The organism is Burkholderia sp. 567 (assembly GCF_040545115.1).
Classification (GTDB): Bacteria; Pseudomonadota; Gammaproteobacteria; order Burkholderiales; family Burkholderiaceae; genus Burkholderia; species Burkholderia ambifaria.
Genome location: NZ_JBEPLG010000003.1, coordinates 284,166 through 309,058, shown reverse-complemented (window position 1 = coordinate 309,058; position 24,893 = coordinate 284,166). Strand labels below are relative to the sequence as shown.

Below are 24,893 nucleotides of genomic sequence, written 5' to 3'. Positions count from 1 at the left end.
CATCATGTCATTGCGCGAACAGATGTCCTTGTACCGGACGCAGCCGCAGGCGGCGGGCACCGAACCGGCAGGTGCGGCGCATTCGTCGGTACGCGATGCGTACCAGAAGCTGCGCCGTGAAATTCACCTGACGGTGCTCGATCGCGTCGAGCTCGAGCGCCTGTCACGCCTGCCGCAGGAACAGGTCCGGCAGGAAATCTCGTCGCTGATCTCGCGCATTCTCGACGAGGAGCGGCTGCTCGCGAACGACATCGAGCGGCGCCAGCTCGCGATCGATGTGTATGACGAAATGTTCGGTTTCGGCCCGCTCGAGTCGCTGCTGCGCGACCCCGGCATCTCCGACATCCTCGTGAACACGTACCGGCAAGTCTACGTCGAACGCAGTGGCCAGCTCGAGCTGACCGACGTGACGTTCTACGACGACGCGCACCTGATGAAGGTGATCGAGAAGATCGTGTCGCGGGTCGGGCGGCGCATCGACGAATCGACCCCGATGGTCGATGCGCGTCTGCCGGACGGTTCGCGCGTGAACGCGATCATTCCGCCGTCGGCGATCGACGGGCCGCTGATGTCGATCCGGCGCTTCGCGGTCAACCCGCTCAAGATGGACGACCTCGTGAGCTACCAGAGCCTCACGCCGCCGATGGCGGAACTGCTCGACGCGCTGGCCCACGCGAAAGTGAACGTGCTCGTATCGGGCGGCACCGGCAGCGGCAAGACGACGCTGCTTAACATCCTGTCGGGCTTCATTCCGCGCTCGGAGCGGATCGTGACGATCGAGGATGCGGCCGAGCTGCAGCTGCAGCAACCGCACGTGCTGCGGCTCGAAACGCGGCCGCCGAACATCGAGGGCAAGGGCGAGATCACGCAACGCACGCTCGTGCGCAACGCGCTGCGGATGCGGCCGGACCGGATCATTCTCGGCGAAGTGCGCGGCGCGGAAGCGCTCGACATGCTCAATGCGATGAACACCGGCCACGAAGGCTCGCTCGCGACGATCCACGCGAATACGCCGCGCGATGCGCTGACGCGGCTCGAGAACATGATCAGCGTCGGCGGCCTGACGCTGCCGCCGAAGACGATGCGCCAGCAGATCGCGTCGGCGATCTCGGTGGTGGTCCAGGCGACGCGGCTCACCGACGGCAAGCGCAAGATCGTCAGCATTCAGGAGCTGACCGGGATGGAAGGCGACATCATCAACATGCAGGAGATCTTCACGTTCAAGCGCACCGGCATGGATCGCGACGGTACGGTGCGCGGACACTTCTGCGCGACCGGCGTGCGGCCGAAGTTCGCCGAGCGGCTCCAGGCGTTCGGCATCAACCTGCCGGATTCGCTGTACGACCCGGCGCAGCGTTACGAGACGAAGTGACGACGCGCCATCGTCTGATTCCGGGGAGGCCTCATGGACTCGATCTATTACGGTTTTGTGATTCTCACCTTCGTCGCGGTCGTGCTCGCGATCGAGGGCGTCTATCAATGGTGGAACGCGCGTCATGGTGCCGCGGCACGCCGGCTCGAGTCGCGCCTGCGCGCGATGTCGGCCGGCGGCAGCGTGCAGCAGGAGCGACTGTCGATTCTCAAGAAGCGCATGCTCGACGAGTCGAAGCCGTTCGACCGGCTGCTGATGCGGGTGCCACGTATTCAGGCGCTGGACCTGGTGCTGCAGCAGTCGGGGCTCGACTGGACGGTCGCAAAGCTGGTCACGATCAGCGCCGTATTGCCGGTCACGGCGGCGCTCGCCTTGGCCGTCAGCCCGTTGCCGCTGATCGTCGTGCTGCCGATTGCGCTGCTGACCGCATGCCTGCCGGCCATGTACGTGATGCGGCATCGCAACCGGCGGATGCTGAAGCTCGAGCGCCAGCTGCCGGATATCTGCGACATGATCGCGCGCGCGTTGCGCTCCGGCCATTCGTTCTCGAGCGCGCTCGGGATGGTCGGCGAGGAGTTTCCGGATCCGATGGGCGGTGAATTCCGGATCACGTTCGACGAGATCAACTACGGCGTGTCGCTGCACGATGCGCTGGTGAACCTCGCGACGCGCGTGCCGGCCCACGACCTGCGCTACTTCGTGATCGCGGTGCTGATCCAGCGCGAGACCGGCGGCAACCTGGCCGAGCTGCTCGACAGCATCGCGTCGCTCGTGCGCGAGCGCTTCAAGCTGTTCGACAAGGTCCGCGTGCTGTCGGCGGAAGGGCGGCTGTCGGCCTGGATCCTCGGGCTGTTGCCGTTCGGCACCGCGGCCATGATGGCAATGATGAACCGGGAGTTTCTGTCGGTGCTTTGGCAGGATCCGGCAGGCATCAAGATGGTCGGCGTGATGCTGGGGTCGATGGCATTCGGCCTGCTGTGGATTCGCCGCATCATTCGCATTCGCGTCTGACGCGTGTCTCAGGCTTCACGAACCGATTCGAGGCTGTCATGCAAACCCTGAGCGTAATACATACCGTGATGCTGGCCGGCTTGTTCATCTTCGTCGCCGGCGGCGTGCTGGTCGCGATGCTGCTGTTTGCGCCGCGCAACATCGAGCGCCGGATTCAGCAGGCGAGCGGAGCAAGTGTGGGCATCGGCGGCGGTGCGGACGGCGACGGGCAAACGTCGCGCTGGATCGCGAAGCTCGTCGAGCTGTCGCAGCCGATTTCCCGGCTGTCGGTGCCGCAGGAAGGCTGGGAGAATTCTCCGCTGCGGATCCGGCTGATGAATGCCGGCTGGCGCAATCCGAACGCGGGCGCGCTTTACTTCGCGGCGAAGACGGTGCTCGCGCTGGTGCTGCCGGGCGCGGCGCTGCTGGCGCTCGCCACGACGCGGCTCGCGGAGCAGCGCATGTTGCTGTCGTTCATTCTCGTCACGCTCGCCGGGATCGGCTACTACGTGCCGAACGTGATCCTCTCGCGGCGGATCGCGACGCGTCAGCGGGTGATCTTCGAGGATTTCCCGGATGCGCTCGACTTGCTGACCGTCTGCGTCGAAGCCGGGCTCGGGCTCGATGCGGCGCTGATGCGGGTGAGCGAGGAACTGCGCTTTCGCAGCGAAGTGGTCGCGGGCGAGCTCGACTTGCTGCTGCTCGAGATGCGTTCCGGGTTCACGAAGGAAACCGCGCTGCGCAATTTCGCGCTGCGCACCGGCGTGGAGGATATCGAATCGTTCTGCGCGATGCTGATCCAGGCCGACCGCTTCGGCACGAGCATCGCCGAATCGCTGCGCGTGCTGTCCGACATGCTGCGCACGCGGCGGCGGATGCGCGCCGAGGAACGGGCCGCGAAGATCGCGCTGAAGCTGCTGTTCCCGCTGATCTTCAACATCTTCCCGGCACTCATGTGCGTGTTGCTCGGGCCGGCGATGATTCACGTGTATCGCGTGCTGCTGCCGTCCTTCGCCAGCATCGGACACTGAGTAGCGGCGCGAGTGGCCGCGCGAAACGGACGGGCGTGCCGGCCCGGCAGCACGGGTCGGCCGGTACGATAAGGTCTTCATGGGAGGCTCCTCCTCCCCCGGGCGGCGCCGCGAGGCAGGTCGATCAAAGCGGCGTCAACGCAACCCGGACCCATGGTCGACCGTGGACACAGCCGTAGTCCACTGCCCGTGCGGGTGGCCCCCTGCGGCTAGTCGCGAACGCAGCCGCGGCAGCGCGCCGGCCGGACGGGAAGTCGGCCCGGAAAGACCGATGCGCACCGCGCGTGCCGCTCGAAAATCCCCTTGAAATTCCCGTTTCGAATTCCTACGATTATTCAAAATCAGGCTCGAACGACGGTGCGCACGGGCGATTGACCTGCGTGCCCGATATATCGAACACGACAACTGAAAATCGAGCGTCTGCCCGACGATACGGAAAACAGGCCAGTCGTCCACGATCAAGGCCGGGGGAACCATGAACGAACACACAGCGCGACGCACGCGGTCCGACGCTTCATCGAACAGGCGCCCCTCCGCGTGGCGCGAACCCGCGAACCCGCCGGGCATCGTCGCGCATTCTCTGCCTCCTGACTCCTGAGCACCGGCGCCCGCAACCGCGCCCGGTACACCATCTTCTCATCGACACCTGCGCATCGGCGCCCACGCGGCCGGCGTGGCGACGCGCGTCGCGCAGTCGACGGGCCGACATAACAATTCGAACGAGGGACGCAGCATGGCCATCCATGTGCCTGTGACACGCCGGACGTTTCTGAAGCTCGCCGGTAGCGGCGCCGTCGTCGCCGTGTCGGTCACCCATTTGCCGGCCGTCGTGCTCGCCGCGGGCGACGCAGCGCAGGCCGACGCGAACGGCCCGAACTGGGCGCCGGTGCCCGGCAAGGCGCGCTGGCGCATCGACGGCATGCCGAAGGTCACGGGCCAGAAGATCTACGCGCGCGACTTCAAGGCTCGCGACTTCGTCGGCTGGCCGCAGCGGGAAAACTGGCTCTATGCGTTGCGCTGCGACCGGGTCGACGCCGTGTACCAGGGCTACGATCTCAGCGTGCTGCCGCCCGAGCTGCGACCGATCGCGATCGTCGACAGCGCGTTGCTGAGCGCGCGCCGGATTCCGCTTGCGCCCGAACCCGATCCGATCGCGAACCAGGACATCTACTGGCTCGCGCGGCCCGGTCATCCGGCGGACTGCTACGGGCAACCGGCCGCGCTGCTGATCTTCGAGAACTTCGACGTCTATCGCCGCGCGAAGAAGCTGCTCGACTTCAATCGCAGCGTGATCCGCTACGGCGCATCGACCGGCACGCGCCCGGCCGCACCGGTCGTGCCGTATCTGCCGGTGACCGTCTACGTGCGCGACGACGAACGGCGGTTCAACTACGTCGACAACTACCAGACCGACAGCAACGGCAAGCCGAGCGCGAAGTACCTGGAGGAACGCGAGGCGGCAGTCGCCAACATCGACGCGACGATTGCCCGGCAGGCGGCTGCCGGCGCGTGGATCGGCGTTCGCGCGACCGGCGACAACGGCTTCCAGACGCCGGCGATCGACCCGATGTTCATGGAGCCCGAGTCGGGACTCGCCTGGTACGACACGTCCGCCGCGAAAATGAGCCTCGTGCTCGGCACGCAGTCGGCGAACGACGATGCGACCGGCGCGTGCGCGCTGTTCGACGGCAGCGACATCGCGGTCAAGGAGGCGCATGTGATCGCGTGCTACCCGGGCGGCGGCTTCGGCGGACGCGACAAGTCGTATTTCCCGCTGTATCTGGCGCTGGCGGCGCCGTTCGCGAAGGGCGCGCTGCGCTGGCAGCAGTCGCGCTACGAACAATTCCAGGTCGGCCTGAAACGCTGCGAGACGCAGTTTTCCGAATCGCTGTGGTTCGACCGTCGCGGCAAGCTCCAAGCGATCACTTGCGATTTCCTGTTGAACGGCGGCGGCAAGAAGAACCTGTCGCCGTACGTCGCGCAGCTTGCCGCGTTGAGCGCGATGAGTTGCTACGAGATCCCGCGCGCACGCGCGCAGGCCGCGTCCACCTATACGCGGGAAGTGTTCGGCGGGTCGCAGCGCGGCTTCGGCGGCCCGCAGGCGTTCATGGCGATCGAGACGCTGATGGACGAGGCCGCGCGCCGGCTCGGGCTGTCGCCGTTCGAGATCCGACGCGCCAATCTGCTCGGCAAGGCGCCCGGTCCCGGCAAGGGCCGCGCGATCACGGGTGCGCCGATCCTGTTCGACCTGCAGCTCGACGCGCTGCTCGACCGGCTCGAGCGTCATCCGCTATGGCTCGAGCGTGAGCAGACACGTGCCGAGCGCAACGCGCGCAACCTCCGGTATGGCGTGGGTCTCGCGATGGCGAACGAGGCGTACGGCACGTCCGGCGACGGGATGTTCGGGATGGTGCAGATCCTGCCCGACGGCAACCTGCGCGTGATCACGCCGTACACCGACATGGGCAACGGCGCGGCCACGACGCTGGGTCTCGCCCCGGCTGAATTTCTCGGGCAGAACGCGCAAACGATTGCGATGAGCGAGATCGCGCCGTTCAACGCGCTCGGGCTCACTCCTAAAGGCCCGTCGAGCGCCCCGAATTGGGTGCGCTACTACTACGGTTCGTCGAGCGCGTGCCTCGGCGCGTTCCATCAATACCACGCGGTGAAGGGGGCCGCGCAGGCGCTGTTTCTGCAAAGCGTGCTGCCGGCCGCGCGCGCACGGTGGGGCGTGAACGTGCAGGCCGCGGACGTGCGCTGGGTCGATCGCACGCTCGTCGCGAACGGCCTCGCGCCGATTCCGTGGCCGGTGCTGCTGGGCACGATCGGGAAGCTGGGCCTGCAGACCGTGGCGGCCGTGCATGCGAGCTATGCCGGCTACTTCTGGAAGGGTACCTATCCGTTCGCGTCCGGCAGTGCGCAGATCGACTACGACTACGTGGCGGTCGGCCTCGACCCGTATCGCCTCGCGCCGCTGCAGCGCGTGCTGCAGCCGCCGCCGGTCAACACGTCACTCTACGGGCGCACGACCTATGCGCCGTCGGCGACGCTCGTGGCGGTGGCGGTCGATCCGGCGACCGGGCGCGTGAAGGTCGAACACGTGGTGACGGCCGTGAGCGTCGGCCGGCAGTTGTCGCCGGAACTCGTCGAAGGGCAGTCGCAGGGCGCGGTCGCGATGGGAATCGGCAACGTGCTGACCGAGACTTGCCCGCTGGGGCCGGACGGGCCGGGCGGCGGCAGATGGAATCTCGATCGCTACGAGGTCACGCGGCTGCCGGACATCCCCGTGCAGGAGCTGATCGCATTGCCGCCGCCGGCCGGCGATCCGGCCAATGCGCGGGGCATCGCGGAAGCGGTGATGTGTCCGATCGCACCGGCGCTGCTCAACGCGCTCGCGATGGCGACGGGGCGGCGGTTCCGGGTGACGCCCGTGACGCCGGAGAAGATTCGGGAGGCGCTGCAATGAGCAATCCGGTCCGGATGACCATCAACGGCAAGCCCGTCGAAGCAGATGCCGCCGACGGCGACATGAACCTCATCGACTTCCTGCACGAGCGGCGGGATCTGACGGGCACGAAGCTGTGCTGCGGCATCGGCGTGTGCCGCGCGTGCACGGTCGGCGTGCGCAACACGCCCGATGCGCCGATGGAAAAGACGCTGTCGTGCTCGACGCCGGTCAGCGCGATGGCCGACATGCACGTGTACACGATCGAAGGGCTCGCGCAGGGCGGCGCGCTGTCGCCGCTGCAGCAGAGCTTTCTCGAGTCGTTCGCGTTCCAGTGCGGCTACTGCGCGTCGGGCTTCCTGATGGCCGCGACCGCGATGCTCGACCATCTGCGCGCGCAGCCGGTGCACGAGCGCGATCTGGACGCGATGATCGAAACCTGGGTCGGCGGCAACATCTGCCGTTGCACCGGCTACGTCAAGTACATCGAGGCCATTCGCAAGGTGGCGCTGCGCTACACGAAGGGGGCGGCATGACGACGAGAACCCGCGTCGCCGCGCTGGCGATGCTGCTGGCCGTGCAGGCGGCACCCGGCGTATCGGGCGCGCTCGCGGCGGAAAACGCCGATGCGTCGCTGCATGCGTATGCGCAGCAGTGCACCGACGAAATCGGCGAGATTCCCGCGTTCGACTGCAACGCCGGCACCGATGTGCCGATCACCGTCAACGGCCGCGTGCCCGCGCGCTATGCGGCGCACATGACGTGCGATCGCCCGGCGCTGCTGCCGTATGACGCGCCGACGTCCGGGCAGTGCACGCCTTACTCGAAGATCCTCGACCTGTCCCACGGCGACACGCAGATCTCGGCGTTTTGCCGTCGCAAGCAGATCCGCGCGAACCGCAGCCCGTATTACGACGAAGTCGACATCGTGCTGCACCATGCGGGCAACGGCAAGACCTGCTGGTTTCATGCGGAGAAGGGCGGCACGGCCGGCATGAACGCGGCGCGCGTGCCGCCGCCGAACGAGACGACACCGCCGCCCGGCCATCCGTCCGCGGCCGAGTTCTGGTGGAAGCCGTCCGCGACCGCATCGAAGCGTTGCGTGTCGTGTCACGACGCGAGCCCGGTCATGTACAGCCCGTGGATCGGGCAGGTATGGAACAAGGTGCCGACCGATCCGTGGGGCAAGTATGTAAATCTCGGCGCCGACTTCGCGTCGTGGACTTCGCATGCGATCAGCACGCCCGGCAACACCTGCATCGGCTGTCATCGGATCGGCGACCAGAACAGCTGCAAGATCTACGTGCCGCTCGCGGCCGGAATGCTGCCGCCGCCGAAGGGCAGCAACGCGCGCGCGAGCCGGTATCCGCTCACGCACTGGATGCCGATCGACAACAACAAGAGCCTCTACGAATGGAATGCGGCGAACGCGAAGTCGGTGAGCGACCTGCTCGAATGCTGTTCGGCGCGGGGCAAGAACGATCCGAAGTGCAGCTTCACGCCGGCGGCGCAGGCGGCGCAGGCGGTGAAATAGGGGGCCTGCGATTGCCGGCGCCGGTGTGTCACGGCCGCCCCTCGCTCGGCACGTCCGACGCCTTGCTGAGCTCGGCCATGATGATTCGCGCGATCTCGTTGGCCGGTGCGCGTCCGTCGGGGCCGGCCCCCGTGTTCGCCCACGTGACGATCGTCGTCTTCGTCTCCGGGTCGTAGCCGGCGAATGTATTGAAGCCCGGTATTTCACCGGTGTGTCCGTAGAACGTACCGAACTTCGCGAGCCCCATGCAGTAACTGGCCGATGCGGGATTCGACGGATCGATCGGCATGCAGCTCGCGAGCCGTTGCGCCTGCAGGTCGGCGTTCAGGTAGCCGCCGCCGACCATGCGCTGCACGTACGCACCGAGTTCGGTCGCGGTCGAGATGCCGGAGCCGGCCGTCCATGCCCATGACGTATTGACGGTCGTCACGTTGGCGGGCTGCAGTGTGCCGTTTTTCGCGGCCGCCTGGCGTGCCGGGGACAGCGCGTCGCTGTCGATCGTCTCGGTATTGGTGCCCCATTGATAGCCCTGCGGCGACGGCGCCCGCAGCGCCGTGTTGTCCTGCGGCGGCAGGGCGGTTTCGGTCAGGCCGAGCGGCGCGAAGAGCCGCGTCCGGATCGCATCGGCGGCGCTCATGCCGGTGAGCTGCTGGATGATCAGGCCGAGCAGCACGGTATTCGTGTTCGAGTAGCGGAAATCCGCGCCCGGCGCGAAATAGACGGGCTGGCTCTCCGCGATGCCCAACAGCTCATCGGTGGTCCACACCTTGTCAGGCTGCGCATCCAGCGTCTGGTTGAACGCGAGATTCGTCGAGTAGTTGTAGAGGCCGCTGCGCATGGTCAGCAACTGCTCGATCGTGATCGAGTCGCCGTTCGGCACGTTGGCGACGTACTGGCTGACGTGATCGGTCAGGTGCAGCCTGCCTTCCTGCACGAGTTGCAGGATCACCGTGCCCGTCCACGTCTTCGTCACGCTGCCGACGCGGAAGTGCGCGTTGGTCGGGATCGGCGTGTTCGTGCCGCGCACGGCCGTGCCGAACGACGCGAGCCAGTTGCCGTGTGGCGATTGCACATAGACGACGGCGCCGGGCGTCATCGTATCCGCGAGCAATGCGTCGATCTGCGGACGCGCCTCGGTCGCGAAGGCGGGTTCGCCCGAGCTCACCGAGCTGTCGCCGCCGCAGGAGGAAACCGCGATGCCGACGGCCAGCGCCGGTGCAATCGCCGCCACGCGACACATCAGCCGCTTGGCGGCGCGCGGGAAAAGCCGGGGAGGAGCAGAAGTCGCCATCGCGTGTTCCCTTCCTGTTCGTGATGTCTTGGTGTCTCCTTGCCATCCCCAGAACTATAGGACACGCATTCACGGGCCGACGGTGCATGTTGTTCGTCATACGATACCGACCCCGGCCGACGCTGGCGGCCAGGGCTGCGCGCTACTGAAAGTGATGCACATACCGCAACACCATCCGCGTGCCCTGCGGCCGGTTGCGCGCATAGACCTCGAAATACGCGTTGAACATGAGGTGATCCTGCGGCGAGAAGCTGACCATCGCGCCCGGCCCGATCGCCAGCACGGCTTCCCGCGTGCCGGCAACATCCTGGCCGTTCGCCTTCATGTCGGTGGTCTGGCGCAGCCAGTAGCCGTTGAGCCCCAGCCGCAGCCCGGGCCGCACTTCGTACTCCGTCGCGAAGTTCGCATGCACGGCCTGACCGGCCTGCGTCGACGTGACGTCAGGCCCGAGCGCGGCGGCCGGCTCGTGATTGGTCGCATTCCACAAATAGTGCAGCCGCCATGACACGGTCCACTTCGGCGTGACCCAGAACGTCGCGGCCCAGTACGGATCGAACGACCAGAAATGGCTGCCCGGATTGATCGCCCGCGCCGGATCGTAGGCACCGGTCGGCGCGATGAACTGGAATTCCACGCGCTGCGCGAAGCGCGGGCCGTGCGCGCCCATCACAGGGTCGAACTGGATGAACGGGCCGACCAGCAGGTCGCCGAACCCGGCACGGGAATTCAGCGCGACGTTGCCGATCCCGTCGTTGGTATGCACGGACGCCACCCACGGCAGGATCACGTCGAGCCCCGGATGCATGCCGCCGAACGTCAGCGGCGACTGGTAGACGAGCTGGCTCAATCCCGCGAACAGATCGATGTCCTGCTTCGGCAGCCCGACCTTGTTGCCGGCATTGTCGTTGATGCGGCCGGCCGTGTAGTACTCGAGATACTGCGTGCCGTACCAGCCGGAGCCGGCCGGTGGCATCCCGTCGAGAAAGCTGGTCATCCCGAGGTTGACCGCCGGCAGGTCGGTCGCATGGGCCGGCGCGGGTCCGCTCAGGCCGGCGAACACAAAGCCTGCGATCGCAAGCAGGCGAGAGCCGCATTTCATCATCACCATCTCCTGGATATTTGTTTGTATTACTGATCAAGCGGCGCGAGAAAAATCGGGATGCGCCGAGATCGCGCGATACTGGCCCGCATGGAACACGAGCGGCGCATGGCCGTTCGTATCGAATGCCTCGATCTGGCCGATGAACAGCAGGTGGTCGCCGCCTTCGTAATGGCCGACGTTGCGGCACACGAAACGCGCGCTCGTGCCGTCGAGGCAGGGCACGCCGCCCGCGTCGGCGTCCACGTGCGGCACGCCGTCGAACTTGTCGGCGCTCGGCGTCGCGAAACGGCGCGACAGTTCGATCTGGTCATGCGCGAGGATGTTGATCGCGAAGTGCGTGGCCGCGACGAAATCGGGGCGGCTCGGCGCCACCTTGCGCAGGCTCCACAGCACGAGCGGCGGGTCGAGCGACAGCGACGAGAATGAATTCGCGGTGAGGCCGACCTTGCGCCCGTCCGGCGCGCGCGTGGTGATCACGGTGACGCCGGTTGGAAACTGTCCGAAAGCGGCGCGCAGTTGCAGCGGGTCGAGGGCCGGGTTGCCGGAAGTGGTGGTGTCCATGTCGCTTACTCCGAACGCTCGGCGTGTTCGCGGATCAGCGCCGCGCAGGCCGACGGCTCGAACCACCACGGCGCGAACTGGCGCGGATCGTCGAAGCCGTTGACGATCGTCGCAGCCAGCGTCGGCAACTGTCCGGCCGCACCGAGCAGTTCGAGAATGTGCGGCGGCGGCGGGGTGAGCAGCGAGTTGGTCCAGCGCACGACGTGCTGCGCATATGCCCAGTAGCGTTCGAACGTTTCGTGCATCCAGCCTTCGTCGAACGGCGCGGCTTCACGCGCGAGGATCGCGTCGCCGTACACCTTCGCGCATTTCGCCGCATTGTTCGAGCCCTGGCCGGTGATCGGATCGTTGACGACCACCGCGTCGGCCATGCCGAACACGGTGCGGCCCGACGGCAGGCGGAAGAACGGCTTGCGCACGGTCGGCGTGAAGCGCCCCGACAGCGTGCCGTTCGCGTCGGTGAGCTCGACGTCGCGGCAGCGTTCGAATTCCCACGGCACGTACTGCTGCAGGAACGACAGGCTGCGGTCGAGATGCTGCTCGGGTGTCTTCACGTCGGCCCAGCAGTCGAGCGGGCCGCCGGGGATGCCTTCGAACACCATGATTTCGCACGGGCCCGTCGTGGTCAGCGCCGGAAACACGAAGTATTCGCCGATGCCCGGCAGCAGGTTGAAGCGCACCCGCGAATACGGCTGGCTCGGCGTCATCCCCTTCACGTAGGTGAGGGCCAGCGCGCGTTGCGGGCGCTCGAACGCGCTGCGCGCGTCGTCACGGCCCAGCAGGTTGACGATTTCACCCTTGCCGGCCGCGAGCAGCACGAGATCGTGGCTGCGCGCGAGATCCTCGAGTTCCGGCACGCCGACGTCGCAGATGCGCACGTCCGCGCCGCGGCGCGCGATCGCGTCGAGCCAGTCGGCCATCTTCACGCGCTGGTCGACCGATTGCGCGTAGCGGGTCAGCCGCGACGACCAGTCGATCGCCTTGCGGCCGTTGCCGTCCGGATGCGGCACCGCGATGCCGATGCCGTCGACGGACGGGCACGCTTCTTCCCAGGTGTTCAGGCCGAGATCGCGCTCGATCTGCAGCGCGGTATGGAACATGCACTGGCTCGACATGACCTTGCCGGAGCGGATCTGTTGCGCGTCGCGGTTGGTCGCGAGCGTGACGTGATAGCCCTGGTCGAGCAGCGTGAAGGCGAGTTGCAGGCCGGACTGGCCGGCGCCGACGATAGCGATGCGTTTCATGACGAAATCCTTTGTAGAACGAATGACTTGAGTCGGAATGCGGGCGGTGGAAGCGCTCGCGGTTACTCCGCGAGGCGCGGAATCGCCGGCACCGCCTGCTCGGGGCCCATCGCGGAATAGCCGCCGTCCACCGCGTAGTCGGCGCCCGTCACGAAGCTCGCGGCGTCGCTGCACAGGAACGTGACGACCTGCGCGACTTCCGCCGGATCGCCGACACGGCCGAGCAGATGAAACGGCGCGGCCACGCGATCGGTCTTCGCACGGTCGCCGTGCGTCAGCTCGTCCATCACGCGCGACCAGGTCCAGCCAGGCGACACCGAGTTGACGCGAATCCGGTCGGCGGCGAGATCCATCGCCATGCTGCGCGTGAGCTGGCGGATCGCGGCCTTCGAGGTCGGGTAGAGCCAGCGGCCGGTCTGCGCGCATTGCGCGGAGATCGAACTGAAGTTCACGATCGCGCCGCCGCCGCGCCGCACCAGATGCGGATGAACGGCCTTGACCAGCATCGCGGCCGACACGACGTTGACGTCCATCGCCGCGAGCCAGTCGCGGCGCGACGCCTGGATGCCGTTGTCGACGTAGCTGCACGCGAGGTTGATCAGCAAATCGATCGCGCCGAAGCGTTCGGCGACGGCCGACACCGCGTGTTCGATCGCGCGGTCGTCGGTGATGTCGGTCGCGATGAACATCCCGCGTTCGCCGAGCGTATCGGCCACGCGCGCGCCGTTTTCCGCATCGAGATCGAGGATCGCGACGCATGCGCCGGCGCGGCTCAGGTCCTGCGCGACGGCGGCACCGATCAGCGTGGCGCCGCCGGTGACGAGCGCGACTTTGCCAGCAAGGGCAGTCATGGGGTGTCTCCTGGAATGATTGAATCAAGGCGGTACGCGTTCGGCGCGCCGCCTGCGCCTCTTGCCTATTCGCCGGCGTTCACGCGCTGTCGTGCCAGCGCCGCATCAGTCCGTTCGACGGCACGGTTTCGTCGAGCAGCTTGCGCGCCGTTTCGACACCCGCGACGGGCAGCGCGGCCGCGTCGAGCAGCCCGATCTGCACGAGCACGCTCGCCTGGTCCCAATAGATGTGTTCGTGATACAGCTTGTCGCCGCGGAACTTGACGATCGCGACGAGCGGAATCTCGACGCGCTTGCCGGTCGGCGCGACGCCGGGCAGCATCCAGTCGATCTCGGTCGTGTGCGTGAAGCAGAACAGCAGCTCGTCGACGATCTGGCTCGCGCCGATCGTGCGTGAGATCGGCGTGATCGTCGTGTCCGGCGGGTTCGCATGCACGAAGTGATGCGTGTAGAAGCGCTTGAGCTCGTCGTGGCCGACACCGCCCGTCAGCGTCGGGATATGGTTCACGTAAGGCTGCGCGACCATCGTTGCCATCGTCGCGTCGACGTTGCGCGTGTCGAACTCGTGCCGCAGATGTTCTTCCCACAGCGTGGACAGGTCGTAGTGCGGGCCGAGCGCCGCGCGGAACGCGGCGATCGCGCGCTGGTGCGCCATGATCGCGGCCGCCTTGTCGAAATGATCGCCGCCGACGCGCGCGAACGCATGATCGACGCCCGGGTATACGTATACTTCAACGCCATCGCGCCCCGCCAGCGCGGCGGCGATGCGTTGCTGCGCGTCGGGCGGGCAGAAGCGGTCCTGCGCGGGGATCTGCAGCACGAGCCGGCCGCGCAGGTGAGCGGCTTCGTCGAGCGCGTGCTCGATCCCCACGCCGTAATAGCAGACGGCGGCCGCGACGTCCGGCAGCCGGCACGCGGCGAGATACGCGAGCTTGCCGCCCAGGCAGTAGCCGAGCACGCCGGCCCGCCCCGTGCATTCCGGCCGTTGCGTCAGCACGGCCAGCGCGGCGGCGACGTCCTCGACGCCCTTGTTTTCGTCGTACTCGCGGTACAGCGCCATTGCGCGCTCGGCGTCGGCCGCGGTGTAACCGAACTCGATGCCGGGCGCCTGGCGCCAGAACAGGTCGGGCACGAGCACCGTGTAGCCTTCCTCGGCGTAATAATCGGCCACGTCGCGCATGGTCGCGTTCGCGCCGAAGATCTCGTGACACAGCACGATGCCCGGCCCCGTGCCGCCGGCCGGCGTGCTCAGGTACGCGCGAAACGCCCCGCCGTCCGGCGACGGGATCTCGATGTGTCGTCCTTTCATGTGTCCCTCCAATTCGTTCGTGATTTTCATGGACCCAGTATTGGCGGACGAAACGCGCGCTTCTATCCGCTTTCTTCGGCCGGTATCCGCGAATTCCGGAAACCTGTGGATCGGCCTGCCGCGCCGGGCCGGCACGCGAGGCACTGCGGGTATGTGCGGATGCGGAAGTCCCGCACAGTTTTCTACGATGCGCGAACGGCCCGCTTCTTGCGTCATGGGCGCAGCGCTTGCGTAGTGTAACGACGCGGACTGTCCGGATACGCCGACGCTATCCGGCTCGTGCAGCGCGATTCCCCGAAATCGGGATTGCATGCACAGCGCAAGTGCGATCGGGCACGACGGGAGAACTTCGATGGGGCAATCTGCCGGAACGGGCTGGCTGGGCGACGCCGCCTGTTTCAATCACGACACGCTGCTGCTGCAGTCGAACGATCTCGACGAGGTGCGTGCGCGCGTGGCGGACGTGTTCAAGCCGCATCGGCTCACGTTGACGGGCGACTCGCGCGCGCTGCACAGCTGCATGCACCATGCGCGCTGGGGCAACCTGTCGCTGAATCTGCTCGATTACGGTGGCGAGGTGTCGATCGAACCCGGGCCGCTCGAGCACTTCTATCTGTTGCAGATTCCGCTGCGCGGTGACGCCGAGATCGAATGCGGCACGACGCGTTTCGTGTCGTCGCCCGACACCGCGTCACTGCTGTCGCCGACGCTGCCGCTCAGGATGCGGTGGGGCGACGCGTGCCCGCAAGTGATCCTGCGCATCGAGCGCGAGGTGATGGAGCGGCATGCGCGGCGGCATTTCGGCGACGACCGGCGCGTGCCGGTGGAGTTCGAACCGGAATTCACGCTGTCGTCGCCGCAGGGCGCGTGCCTCGCGCAGATGCTGCCGATGCTCGCCGATGCGATCGCGACCGACGGGCATCCGCTGCGCCATCCGCTCGCGTTCGAGCAACTCGAATCGACGCTGCTCAACCTGCTGCTGTATGGCCAGCCGAACAGCGCACGCAATGGCGCGCGCGTCGCGCCGGCGCCGCTCGCGCCGTTCTATGTGAGGCGCGTCGAGGAATACATCCGCACGCATGTCGACGAGCCGCTGACGATCGAACGGCTCGCCGAACTCGCGGGCGTGAGCCCGAGCACGCTGTTCGCGGGATTCCGCAATCGCCACGGCATTACGCCGATGGCATTCGTGCGTCAGTTGCGGCTGCAACATGTGCGCGACGAACTGCTCGACGATGCGACACCGGGGCTCGCTTCGGTGACGGACGTCGCGCTGAAATGGGGCTTCGCGCATCTCGGGCGATTCGCGATCGACTACAAGCGTGCGTTCGGGGAATCGCCGTCGGCAACGCTCCGGATGCGGCGCGTGCGCGGCTGACGGTCGCAGCGGCGGCGGGAACATCGCGTTCGGCCATACGGGGCGCATGCTCGTCGCGGGCCCGTGGGAGTAGGTGTGTGACCGGCTGGCGATCGTTGCCGGTCTGACAGCGGAGGGTGCGGAGAATGTGTCGCGCCGGCAAGCCTCGCGGCTTGCCGGCGGCATCGCGCGAGGAGCCCGCTTGCTGCAGCGGGCCTCCTCGCGCGTGGTTCAGAAATGCACGACGGTCCGGATGGACTTGCCTTCGTGCATCAGGTCGAACGCTTCGTTGATGCCGGTGAGCGGCTTCGTGTGCGTGACGAACGGCGCGAGCTGGATCGTGCCGGCCATCGCTTCCTCGACCATGCCCGGCAGTTCGGAGCGACCCTTCACGCCGCCGAATGCCGTGCCCAGCCAGCGGCGACCGGTGACGAGCTGGAACGGGCGCGTCGAGATTTCCTGGCCGGCGCCCGCGACGCCGATGACGACCGACTGGCCCCAGCCGCGGTGCGCGCATTCGAGCGCCGCGCGCATCACGTTGACGTTGCCGATGCACTCGAAGCTGTGGTCGACGCCCCAGCCGGTCATCCCGACGATCACCTGCTGGATCGGCTCCTGGTAGTCCTTCGGGTTCACGCAGTCGGTGGCGCCGAACACGCGGGCGAGGTCGAACTTGCCCGGGTTGGTGTCGATCGCGATGATGCGGCCGGCCTTCGCGAGCTTGGCCCCCTGGATCACCGCGAGACCGATGCCGCCGAGGCCGAACACGGCCACCGTATCGCCCGGCTGCACTTTCGCGGTGTTCTTCACCGCGCCGAGGCCGGTCGTGACGCCGCAGCCCAGCAGGCAGACCTGCTCGGGGTTCGCCTGCGGGTTGATCTTCGCGAGCGAGACTTCGGCGACGACGGTGTATTCGCTGAACGTCGAGCAGCCCATGTAGTGATAGATCGGCTGGCCGTTGTAGCTGAAACGCGTGGTGCCGTCGGGCATCACGCCCTTGCCCTGCGTGGCGCGCACCGACACGCACAGATTGGTCTTGCCGCTCTTGCAGAACAGGCACTCGCCGCATTCGGCGGTGTAGAGCGGAATCACGTGGTCGCCGGGCTTGACGCTCGTCACGCCTTCACCGACTTCCACCACGATGCCGGCGCCTTCGTGGCCCAGCACGGCGGGAAAGAGGCCTTCCGGATCGTCGCCCGACAGCGTGAAGGCGTCGGTGTGACAGACGCCCGTGTGGGTGATCTTGACGAGCACTTCGCCCTTGCGGGGCGGCTCGACGTCGATTTCGACGATCTGCAGCGGCTTACCCGCCTCAAACGCAACAGCGGCACGTGATTTCATGGCAATCCTGTTAAAAAAATCATCGAATGGCTCGGACGTCGACGCTCCCCTGTCGGTCAGCGCAGATAGGACCGAACGAGGGTCACGATATCGTCGATCGATCCTGACGAGGGCCGCGGGGCGTCCGCGAGCTGGGTGAATTCCTCGCGCAAATGGCTTTCGAGCACGCCGGCCATCACGCCGTTGATCGCGCCGCGGATGGCAGCCAGTTGCTGGAGTATCGGACCACAGTCCGCTCCCTCCTCGAGCGCCTGCTCGAGCGCGTTCAGTTGCCCGCGCACACGGCGCACGCGGGTCAGCACGCGTTTCTTTTCTTCGGGGGAATGCGGCATGGGATCGTGGTTTCCGGATACTGGGGGGCAGTATAGAACATTGCCGCGCGGAGGTATACGGAATCATTGACCGCCACGGCCCGACCGGCTTCGGATGGGGCGTGGGCAGGGTGCGGCGGAAGGCTGCACCGCCATGCTTGGCTCTCTGGTCCGTGGCCGGTTTGGACCAACGATGAATTTTTGACGTCGATATGCTGCGTTCACGTTGGATCCGGCCCGGCACCCGCGCTTTGGAATGGGCCCTGGGACAAGCGGGGGGGAAGTAACGCCGTCCACACGCCGATATCGATTCACGGGTCCGTGACATGAAGTTAGAAATCCTATCGAAATGGTTTAATTCAAGGAGACGATATGCAGATGCAGAATACTGAAAGCGTGATGCAGGGCGACACGACGGATTGGTTGCCGTTGATCGCCCTGTTCATGGTCGGAATCTTTCCGAACGGCGTATTGCTGTGCGCGCCCGCACTCGGCAACCAGCTCGTCAACGAGTTTGCGTTCACCCCCGAACAGCTGGGAAATTTCTTTTCACTGGAGTTTTGCGGGTTCGCGGTCGCCGGCATCCTCGGCACCTACGTGATGCCGAGGGTGAACTGGGTGAAGCTCTTCAACTTCGCGCTGTTCGTCTTCGTCGCCGGCTATCTCGCGTCGATTTTCGTCCTGCCCGATGTCAAGGGGCTCATGGCCGTGCAGGGCGTCACGACGATCTTCGGCGGCTGTTCGATCAGCCTGCTCGGCTTGTCGTTCTCGGGGCGGGTGTCGAGGCCGGCCCGCGGATATGCGATGTTCATCCTCGGCCAGCTGGCGTCGGGCACCGTCGGCCTCCTGGTCCTGCCGATGCTGTTCCAGGCCTATGGCCTGAAAGCATTCTTCGTCGCCGAAGTCCTGCTGGCGTTGTCGATGCTGCCGTTCATCAAGTGGCTCCCGGCCACGCCGCCGTCCGCGAGCGCGGGGAAGACGGTGCAGGCAAAGGTGCCGTTCCACTTGCTGCTGCTCGGGCTCGGCACCGTGACGGCGTTCTACTTCGGGCTGGCCAGCGTCTGGACGTTCGTCGGGCAAATCGGCACCAGCATCCATCTGACGGACGCGAGCATCGGCACCGCGCTGGCGATTTCCACCGTGGCCGGGATGATTGGCTCGGTCGTCGTCGGCGTGCTCAGCGGCCGTGCGCAAGCGGCGCTCCTGATCTCGGCTGGCATGGGCGCGATGCTCCTGTCGTGTTTCGGACTGGTCGACGTGCGCTCGCTCGCGCTGTTCACGCTGTCCGCGATCCTGTTCAAGTTCGCGTGGACTTTCGCGCTTCCGCCGATGCTGGAAGCCATTGCGCAGGCGGACGACAGCAGCCGCTTGCTCGCGTTCTCCAGTTCGGGCATCGGCGTCGGCCTGATGGTCGGCCCCGCGATTGCCGGCTGGATCATCTCGATCAGCGAGGGCTATACGGCGATGCTGCTCGTTTCCGCATTGATGTGCTTGCTGGCGTGGCTCGGTTGCCTGGCACTCGTACGCGTCAATCGACGCACGACGAAGGCCGTCCCGGCGCGATGATCCGCGCCTCGATGACCGACAGACAAAAATTACCCGATCGTTTGGAGAATCCATGAAGCATAAAACGGCAATGCTGTGCACGTTGTTCTGTGCGGTAACAAACGCGTCCGCGCAGGACAGCGTGACCCTGTACGGCCTGATCGACCAGGGCATTGGCTTCACGAACAACGCCGCCGGCAAGCAGGCGTGGCAGACGCAGAGCGGCTGGACCGCGGGTGACCGTTGGGGGCTCAAGGGCGTCGAATCGCTCGGTGCAGGAAACGCGGCCATCTTTACGCTGGAGAACGGATTTGTGCTCGATTCGGGCCGGGACCTGCCGTCGGGTATGCTGTTCGGGCGCCAGGCGTTCGTCGGCTTGCAGAACACGCAATGGGGCAGCGTGACGTTCGGCCGGCAATACGACTCGATTCAGGATTACCTTGCGCCACTGACTGCCAATGGCCGCGATGGCGGATGGCCGTTCGCGCATCCGTACGACAACGACAATGCGGTCGCGACGTTCCGCTTGAGCAACGCCGTGAAATTCAGTAGCGCGAACTATGGTGGGCTGCAGTTCGGCGGCGTGTACGCGTTCGGCAATACGGCGAGCTTCGCGAACAATCGCAGTTTCAGCCTCGGTATAGCGTACAAACTATCATCGCTGTCGCTCGCGGCTGCGTATCTGCAGGCCGACTCGCCGGGCACGACGGGCGCCGGCGCCGTATCGTCGACCGATGCCAATTTCGTCGCGCGGCGCCAGCGCGTGTGGGGCGCCGGCGCAAATTATGACTGGGGGCCAGCGACGCTCGGCCTGACCTATACGCACACGGTGTTGAACGATCCGGTTTCTTCCACCTATTTCGGCACGCTGCCGGCCGGCGCAACCTTGCTCCGGTTCGACAACGTCGAGGCAAACGTCAGGTATCAGGTCACGCCGACCGTGGTATTCGCCGCGATGTATGCGTATACGCTCGGCCGGTTCGACGGGGCGTCGGGCGAGGCAACGCCGCGCTGGCATCAGGCCGGCCTGATGCTCGACTACCTGCTATCCAAGCGGACGTTCCTGTATACGCAGGCGGTCTATCAGCATGTGGGCGGCGATGCGGCGGGCACCGTCTTCGGCAACGCGTACATCACCGGGTCGGCGGGTATCTCGTCGACCCGCTCGCAGGTGCTTGGCCGCGTCGGTATTCGGACAGTCTTCTGACGTGTCGCGGTTCGTTCGAACCGCAGCGGAAACCCTCGGAGAACGGCATCTGGATGGAAATGCCGGTTCGATCCACTACTTTCCGGTGATATCAGGAGAGTTGCCGGGCCAGCGGGATGACCGATCGGTCCGGGGAAACAACGAAGCCGACGACGCCTGTCGTCGGCTGTCATTACACGATCGACACGATCGCGCTTTGCACGAACGCTAACGCGCCACATGCACCGGCGGCCGCCGGGTCGCCCACGGACGCGCCTGTTCGAGCTGGGCGGCCAGTTGCAGCAGCGTGGCTTCCTGCCCGTAGCGACCGGCGAAGTGCACCCCGACCGGCAGCCCGCTTTCCGTCACGTGCAGCGGCAGCGACATGGCCGGTTGCCCCGTGATGTTGAAGACCGGCGTGAACGGAATATAGGAGAACACCTGCTTCGTCCATTCGAACGCGGCGATGCCCGCGCGATCCTGGTTCAGCTCGCCCAGCGGCCGGGGCAGCCTGGCCAGGGTGGGCGTCAGGAAGACATCGACGGTTTCGAAGAACGCGCCGACCTGCCGGCAGACCGCGTTGTGCTGGCCCAGCGCACCGATCAGGTCGGTGGCCTTGAAGTTTTTCCCTTCTTCGTACGACGCGAGCGTCGCGGCCTCGAGATTGTGCGGGCCGGGCGTGCGACCGGTCGCCAGCGCGAGCTGCTGCGCGCTGGCCGCGATGAAGCTCATCCACACGACGTGCGTCGCATCGAGGAACTGCTCCCAATCGTAGACGGGCGCATCCTCGACCACGATGTGACCGAGTTCCTCGAGCAGGCGGACGGTCCGATGCACGGCCTGCATGCAGTCGGCGTCGGGAAGCTCGCCGGATCCCGTCTTCGTCGACCACGCGATGCGCAGCGGCCGCGGCGGTTTTGTCATGGCGGTGGCGTACGGCTCCAGTTGCGGCAGCGGATGTCCGGGCGCACCGACGTCGGCGCCCGACACCGCATCGAGCAGGGCGGCCGCGTCGCGTACCGTGCGGGTCAGCGCAAACTCCGAGATTGCGCCGAATACGAGTTCCGCACCGTGGTTCGGCCCCCACGGCGTCCGGAAGCGGCTCGGCTTGAGGCCGACCAGCCCGTTGCACGACGCCGGAATCCGGATCGAGCCGCCGCCGTCGTTGCCGTGCGCGACGGGTACGATGCCCGCGGCGACGGCAGCGCCCGCACCGCCGCTCGAGCCGCCGGCGCTACGCGTGAGATCCCACGGGTTGCGCACCGCGCCGTGCAGCCGTGGTTCTGTCGACGGGCTGTACGCGAACTCCGACGTCTGCGTCGTGCCCGCCAGCACGAGGCCGCATTGCCGGAATCGCGTCATCAGTTCGGAGTCGGCCGGTGCAACGAGCCCTCTCGCGAGACCGGAGCCCATCTCGCACTTCACGTCCTTCGCCTGCAGCACCGCTTCCTTGATCAGGAACGGCACGCCCGAGAACGGGCCCGCGGGAATCCCGGCCGACACGGTGCCGGTTGCCTGCTCGCGCAGGACCTGCAGCACGGCGTTGATGGCCGGGTTGACCTTGTCGATGGCGGCGAACGCGGTGTCCAGCAGCTCTTGCGGCGCGACGTCCTTTTTGGCGACGAGCCCGGCCAGGCCCAGGCCGTCATACCGTGCATACTCTTCCAGGGAAATCATGGGGGTGTCCTGTCGTCAGATTGAATAGCCAGGGCGAACCGCGAGGCCGTCCGCCGGCCTCCCGGGATCACCACGTCACGGCCGTCCGTCGGTTCATCGTCGATGCCGCGCCGGCCGCGTTTCGTACGGCGCGGGCCATACGAGCGCCGCGCCGTAAACGACGAAAACGGCCTTGACGCTTGCAGCAAGACGGTCGATTGTTTTATCCAGCCACATGGCTTCTCCGCTCGAACGCGATGACGATCGGGTCGTCGTGACGTGAGTGATCGCCGGCAGGCGATGTGTCGGCACCGGCGATCGAGCAGGCGTGCGCCGGCCGCTTCGTCGGTCCGAGACCACTATAAGCAGGCAAAAGCGGGCGTTGTGGGACCAAGCCGGCGTGGATCGAAGGTGCCAAGTCGGGGGGATGCCGGGGCCGCGACAATCGCGATCGCGAGCCGCGGCGACATAGGGGCAACCGAGTGTTTGGCGAGTGTTTGCGGCGCAGTAAGATCGGGCGGGCGGCAGCGCGTGGTACACGACGGGCGTGACGAGCGCGGCCGCTTTCTTTGCGTTCGAGAGGATCCCTAGCGGTGGAGAAGCCATCAAGCCGAAGCAGAAAAAGTTTGAGCGTCCTGTTCACGCTGGACGGCAAAGGGGTGCTGGTCGACCAGCTGGTTAGAGCGTTGCGCATCGAGATCGCGAAGGCACAACCTGGCACGCGACTGCCGCCGACGCGCGATCTGGCGAAAGAACTCGGCGTCTCCCGAAACACCGTCACGACGGCTTACAGCGAGCTTGTGAACGAAGGGTGCATCGTTAGCCGCTTCGGCGCTGGATCGGTCGTTGCGGAGCGCCTCGCCGGCAAGCCGGCAGCGGCAGCTCCCACGACGCATGCAGCGACGCCCGCTCCGGTGCTGTCCCATTTCGCGAGACGCCTGCGGAGTCTCGAACCGTCGCCGATCCTCGAGCGGCCGGAGCTGAAATACGACTTCAGGTACGGCCTGCCGGTGACGGACGACTTTCCGTTTTCGAAGTGGTCGCGGATCGTCGCGCGGCGCGCGACCGTCAGCGCCACATCCAATATCGGCTATGGCCATCCGGGCGGCTATCCGGCGCTGCGCACCGAGATCGCCGAGTATCTGGCGCGGGCCCGCGGAATCCAGTGCCGGCCGGACGATATCGTCATCACGAACGGTTCACAGCAGGCGCTCGACCTGATCGCGCGGCTGCTGATCGATCCGGAGGACGGCGTGGTCATCGAGGAGCCGCATTTCGAAGGCGCGCGGGAAGCATTCGCCGCGGCCGGCGCACGGATCATCGCGGTGCCCGTCGACAAGGACGGCCTGCAGACCGCGAAGTTACCGGGCGCTTCCGCGCACTGCCGGGCCGTCTATGTGACGCCGTCGCATCAGTTTCCGACCGGCGCGATCCTTTCCGCGACGCGGCGCCGCGAACTGCTCGACTGGGCCGGCGAACACAATGCGTTCGTCGTCGAGGACGACTACGACGCGGAGCTACGCTACGACGTGCGGCCGCAAGCGTCGATCAAGGCCGTGGACAGCGGCGACCGTGTCATCTACGTGGGGACGATGTCGAAGGTGCTTTTCCCGTCGCTTCGGATCGGCTACATCGTCAGTCCGAGGCACCTGCTGCCCAGTCTGCTGGCCGCGAAACACGTCTGTGACCGGCAGACGCCGCTGCTGTTGCAGTCGTCGCTGAGCGACTTCATCTCGCAAGGCCATTTCGACCGCTACCTGGTCGAGCAGAAGCGCCTCTGCGGCCGCAAGCGTGCCGCGTTCATGCGCGCGGTGGACGAATGCCTGGGCGAGCACGTCACGGTGCAGGGCATCAGCGCCGGCATCCATGCGCTGGTCTGGCTCAACAAGCGCACGTCCTGCGACGTTCCGAAGCTGATCGACGCGGCCGCGCAGGCCGGCGTCGGCATCTATCCGGTGACGCCGTATTTCCTCCACGCGCCCCGAAAGGCCGGACTACTGCTCGGCTATGCGTCGATGGAAGAGGCGCTCATCCGCGAAGGCATCGAACGTCTGGCGCGCGTGGTGCGCGGCTGATCGGCGGGCCGGCCCGGTTTCGTCCGCGGCACCGGCCGGCATTCGACTTGGCTCCTTCGAATTCACCGCCTTTGGACCGTCAGCGGGCTTTTTTGCCTGCCTATATTGGGCCGTCCGTCACTCGCAAACCGCACACGCCGGTTCGAGCGACGAGCGACTGCCCTTCAATCCAATCACCAGGAGCCCGTAATATGTCTGTCTATCTGAGCATGCAGCGAGTGCGTTTCTCGAGCCCCGATGGTTACGAGAAGTTCAAGATGGTGTTCGCGGACGTGCGCAACCACCTGAAGGAAGTCCCCGGATTCATGCACCTGACGTGGTGGGTGCATGCGGACGATCCCGCCTGGTTCAACGAAGTCAGCTTCTGGACCAGCTTCGATGCGCTGCGCGACTGGCATGCGAACGTGTATCACAAGCATGCGAAGGAATGGGCGGTCCGCACCGGCGCGATCATGGAAGACATCATCACCAATTTCGAGCTGAAGAACACGCGCCTCATCCGCGTCTGCCCGTGCTGCGGGACCGCCGATGACAGCCCGTATCCGCTCGAGCGGGAGCAGGAAGTGCTTGGACAGCCGTGCGGGCAATGCGGATTCAACTTTCCCGTGACGTCCGAAAACACGGCGAGCACGGCGCTATACAAGGACGTCGGCGTCTGACGCTCGAAGTTTCGGTGAAGACTGCGGGCCGGT

21 protein-coding genes are annotated in these 24,893 nt (G+C 66.3%); 11 read left to right on the top strand and 10 right to left on the bottom strand.

The features are described 5' to 3' along the window. Nucleotides 1-4 precede the first annotated feature (4 nt). The 6 genes from ABIC50_RS11845 (at nucleotide 5) to ABIC50_RS11820 (ending at nucleotide 8,372) form a co-directional block, all read left to right on the top strand. On the top strand, nucleotides 5-1,372 hold the full coding sequence (locus ABIC50_RS11845; RefSeq protein WP_006753053.1) for a TadA family conjugal transfer-associated ATPase: 1,368 nt from the start codon (nucleotides 5-7) through the stop codon (nucleotides 1,370-1,372). Nucleotides 1,373-1,405: 33 nt separating this feature from the next. After that, nucleotides 1,406-2,383 carry a type II secretion system F family protein gene (locus ABIC50_RS11840; protein ID WP_175747064.1) on the top strand — a complete coding sequence of 326 codons (978 nt, stop codon included), beginning with the start codon at nucleotides 1,406-1,408 and terminating at the stop codon, nucleotides 2,381-2,383. A gap of 38 nt (nucleotides 2,384-2,421) precedes the next feature. Further along, nucleotides 2,422-3,393 carry a type II secretion system F family protein gene (locus tag ABIC50_RS11835; protein WP_354163975.1) on the top strand — a complete coding sequence of 324 codons (972 nt, stop codon included), beginning with the start codon at nucleotides 2,422-2,424 and terminating at the stop codon, nucleotides 3,391-3,393. Nucleotides 3,394-4,126: 733 nt separating this feature from the next. Beyond that, nucleotides 4,127-6,859, top strand: a complete 2,733-nt coding sequence (locus ABIC50_RS11830) for a xanthine dehydrogenase family protein molybdopterin-binding subunit (RefSeq protein ID WP_354163974.1) — start codon at nucleotides 4,127-4,129, stop codon at nucleotides 6,857-6,859. Then, nucleotides 6,856-7,374: a (2Fe-2S)-binding protein gene (locus tag ABIC50_RS11825; protein WP_175665750.1), complete on the top strand. Its 519-nt coding sequence runs from the start codon at nucleotides 6,856-6,858 to the stop codon at nucleotides 7,372-7,374. The genes ABIC50_RS11830 and ABIC50_RS11825 overlap by 4 nt, the downstream gene beginning before the upstream one ends. Then, nucleotides 7,371-8,372 (top strand): hypothetical protein, encoded by a 1,002-nt coding sequence (locus ABIC50_RS11820; RefSeq protein WP_354163972.1) that lies wholly within the window; start codon nucleotides 7,371-7,373, stop codon nucleotides 8,370-8,372. The genes ABIC50_RS11825 and ABIC50_RS11820 overlap by 4 nt, the downstream gene beginning before the upstream one ends. A gap of 28 nt (nucleotides 8,373-8,400) precedes the next feature. Here ABIC50_RS11820 and ABIC50_RS11815 read toward each other — a convergent pair whose 3' ends face one another. The 6 genes from ABIC50_RS11815 to ABIC50_RS11790 all read right to left on the bottom strand — a co-directional run bounded on the left by ABIC50_RS11815 (nucleotide 8,401) and on the right by ABIC50_RS11790 (nucleotide 14,730). After that, nucleotides 8,401-9,663, bottom strand: coding sequence for a serine hydrolase domain-containing protein (locus ABIC50_RS11815; RefSeq protein ID WP_354163970.1), 1,263 nt, complete (start codon nucleotides 9,661-9,663; stop codon nucleotides 8,401-8,403). A 142-nt stretch (nucleotides 9,664-9,805) separates the two neighbouring features. Then, the gene (locus ABIC50_RS11810) at nucleotides 9,806-10,765 is read right to left on the bottom strand and encodes a SphA family protein (protein ID WP_354163969.1); all 960 of its coding nucleotides are present in this window, start codon (nucleotides 10,763-10,765) and stop codon (nucleotides 9,806-9,808) included. Nucleotides 10,766-10,798: 33 nt separating this feature from the next. Continuing rightward, complete coding sequence (locus ABIC50_RS11805) at nucleotides 10,799-11,326, bottom strand: flavin reductase family protein (protein ID WP_354163967.1); 528 nt, start codon at nucleotides 11,324-11,326, stop codon at nucleotides 10,799-10,801. A 5-nt stretch (nucleotides 11,327-11,331) separates the two neighbouring features. Beyond that, on the bottom strand, nucleotides 11,332-12,570 hold the full coding sequence (locus ABIC50_RS11800) for a styrene monooxygenase/indole monooxygenase family protein (RefSeq protein WP_354163965.1): 1,239 nt from the start codon (nucleotides 12,568-12,570) through the stop codon (nucleotides 11,332-11,334). Nucleotides 12,571-12,632: 62 nt separating this feature from the next. Then, nucleotides 12,633-13,421 carry an SDR family oxidoreductase gene (locus ABIC50_RS11795; RefSeq protein WP_175734531.1) on the bottom strand — a complete coding sequence of 263 codons (789 nt, stop codon included), beginning with the start codon at nucleotides 13,419-13,421 and terminating at the stop codon, nucleotides 12,633-12,635. A 79-nt stretch (nucleotides 13,422-13,500) separates the two neighbouring features. Continuing rightward, a complete protein-coding gene (locus ABIC50_RS11790) occupies nucleotides 13,501-14,730 on the bottom strand; it encodes a dienelactone hydrolase family protein (protein ID WP_354163963.1) in 1,230 nt (409 codons plus the stop codon). 352 nt (nucleotides 14,731-15,082) lie between these two features. Between ABIC50_RS11790 and ABIC50_RS11785 the strand changes: the two genes are divergently transcribed. Beyond that, entirely contained in the window at nucleotides 15,083-16,108 is a 1,026-nt protein-coding gene (locus tag ABIC50_RS11785) for an AraC family transcriptional regulator (RefSeq protein WP_354163961.1), read from the top strand. A gap of 210 nt (nucleotides 16,109-16,318) precedes the next feature. Here the strand turns inward: ABIC50_RS11785 and ABIC50_RS11780 are convergent, their stop codons facing one another. Together ABIC50_RS11780 and frmR are read right to left on the bottom strand one after the other, a co-directional pair. Continuing rightward, nucleotides 16,319-17,428 (bottom strand): S-(hydroxymethyl)glutathione dehydrogenase/class III alcohol dehydrogenase, encoded by a 1,110-nt coding sequence (locus ABIC50_RS11780; protein WP_006753041.1) that lies wholly within the window; start codon nucleotides 17,426-17,428, stop codon nucleotides 16,319-16,321. A gap of 56 nt (nucleotides 17,429-17,484) precedes the next feature. Continuing rightward, complete coding sequence (gene frmR / locus ABIC50_RS11775) at nucleotides 17,485-17,760, bottom strand: formaldehyde-responsive transcriptional repressor FrmR (protein WP_006753040.1); 276 nt, start codon at nucleotides 17,758-17,760, stop codon at nucleotides 17,485-17,487. Nucleotides 17,761-18,117: 357 nt separating this feature from the next. On the opposite strand from frmR, the gene ABIC50_RS11770 reads away from it, so the two are divergent. Further along, complete coding sequence (locus ABIC50_RS11770) at nucleotides 18,118-19,305, top strand: MFS transporter (RefSeq protein ID WP_354163959.1); 1,188 nt, start codon at nucleotides 18,118-18,120, stop codon at nucleotides 19,303-19,305. 52 nt (nucleotides 19,306-19,357) lie between these two features. Next, complete coding sequence (locus ABIC50_RS11765) at nucleotides 19,358-20,491, top strand: porin (RefSeq protein ID WP_354163957.1); 1,134 nt, start codon at nucleotides 19,358-19,360, stop codon at nucleotides 20,489-20,491. Nucleotides 20,492-20,698: 207 nt separating this feature from the next. Here the strand turns inward: ABIC50_RS11765 and ABIC50_RS11760 are convergent, their stop codons facing one another. Both ABIC50_RS11760 and ABIC50_RS11755 read right to left on the bottom strand, forming a co-directional pair. After that, nucleotides 20,699-22,147 (bottom strand): amidase, encoded by a 1,449-nt coding sequence (locus tag ABIC50_RS11760; RefSeq protein ID WP_354163956.1) that lies wholly within the window; start codon nucleotides 22,145-22,147, stop codon nucleotides 20,699-20,701. 93 nt (nucleotides 22,148-22,240) lie between these two features. Next, nucleotides 22,241-22,363, bottom strand: a complete 123-nt coding sequence (locus tag ABIC50_RS11755) for a hypothetical protein (RefSeq protein WP_279607327.1) — start codon at nucleotides 22,361-22,363, stop codon at nucleotides 22,241-22,243. A gap of 389 nt (nucleotides 22,364-22,752) precedes the next feature. On the opposite strand from ABIC50_RS11755, the gene pdxR reads away from it, so the two are divergent. Together pdxR and ABIC50_RS11745 are read left to right on the top strand one after the other, a co-directional pair. Beyond that, nucleotides 22,753-24,201: a MocR-like pyridoxine biosynthesis transcription factor PdxR gene (gene pdxR / locus ABIC50_RS11750; protein ID WP_158380554.1), complete on the top strand. Its 1,449-nt coding sequence runs from the start codon at nucleotides 22,753-22,755 to the stop codon at nucleotides 24,199-24,201. Between the two features lie 191 nt (nucleotides 24,202-24,392). Continuing rightward, nucleotides 24,393-24,860: an antibiotic biosynthesis monooxygenase family protein gene (locus ABIC50_RS11745; RefSeq protein WP_011661189.1), complete on the top strand. Its 468-nt coding sequence runs from the start codon at nucleotides 24,393-24,395 to the stop codon at nucleotides 24,858-24,860. Nucleotides 24,861-24,893: the final 33 nt, after the last annotated feature.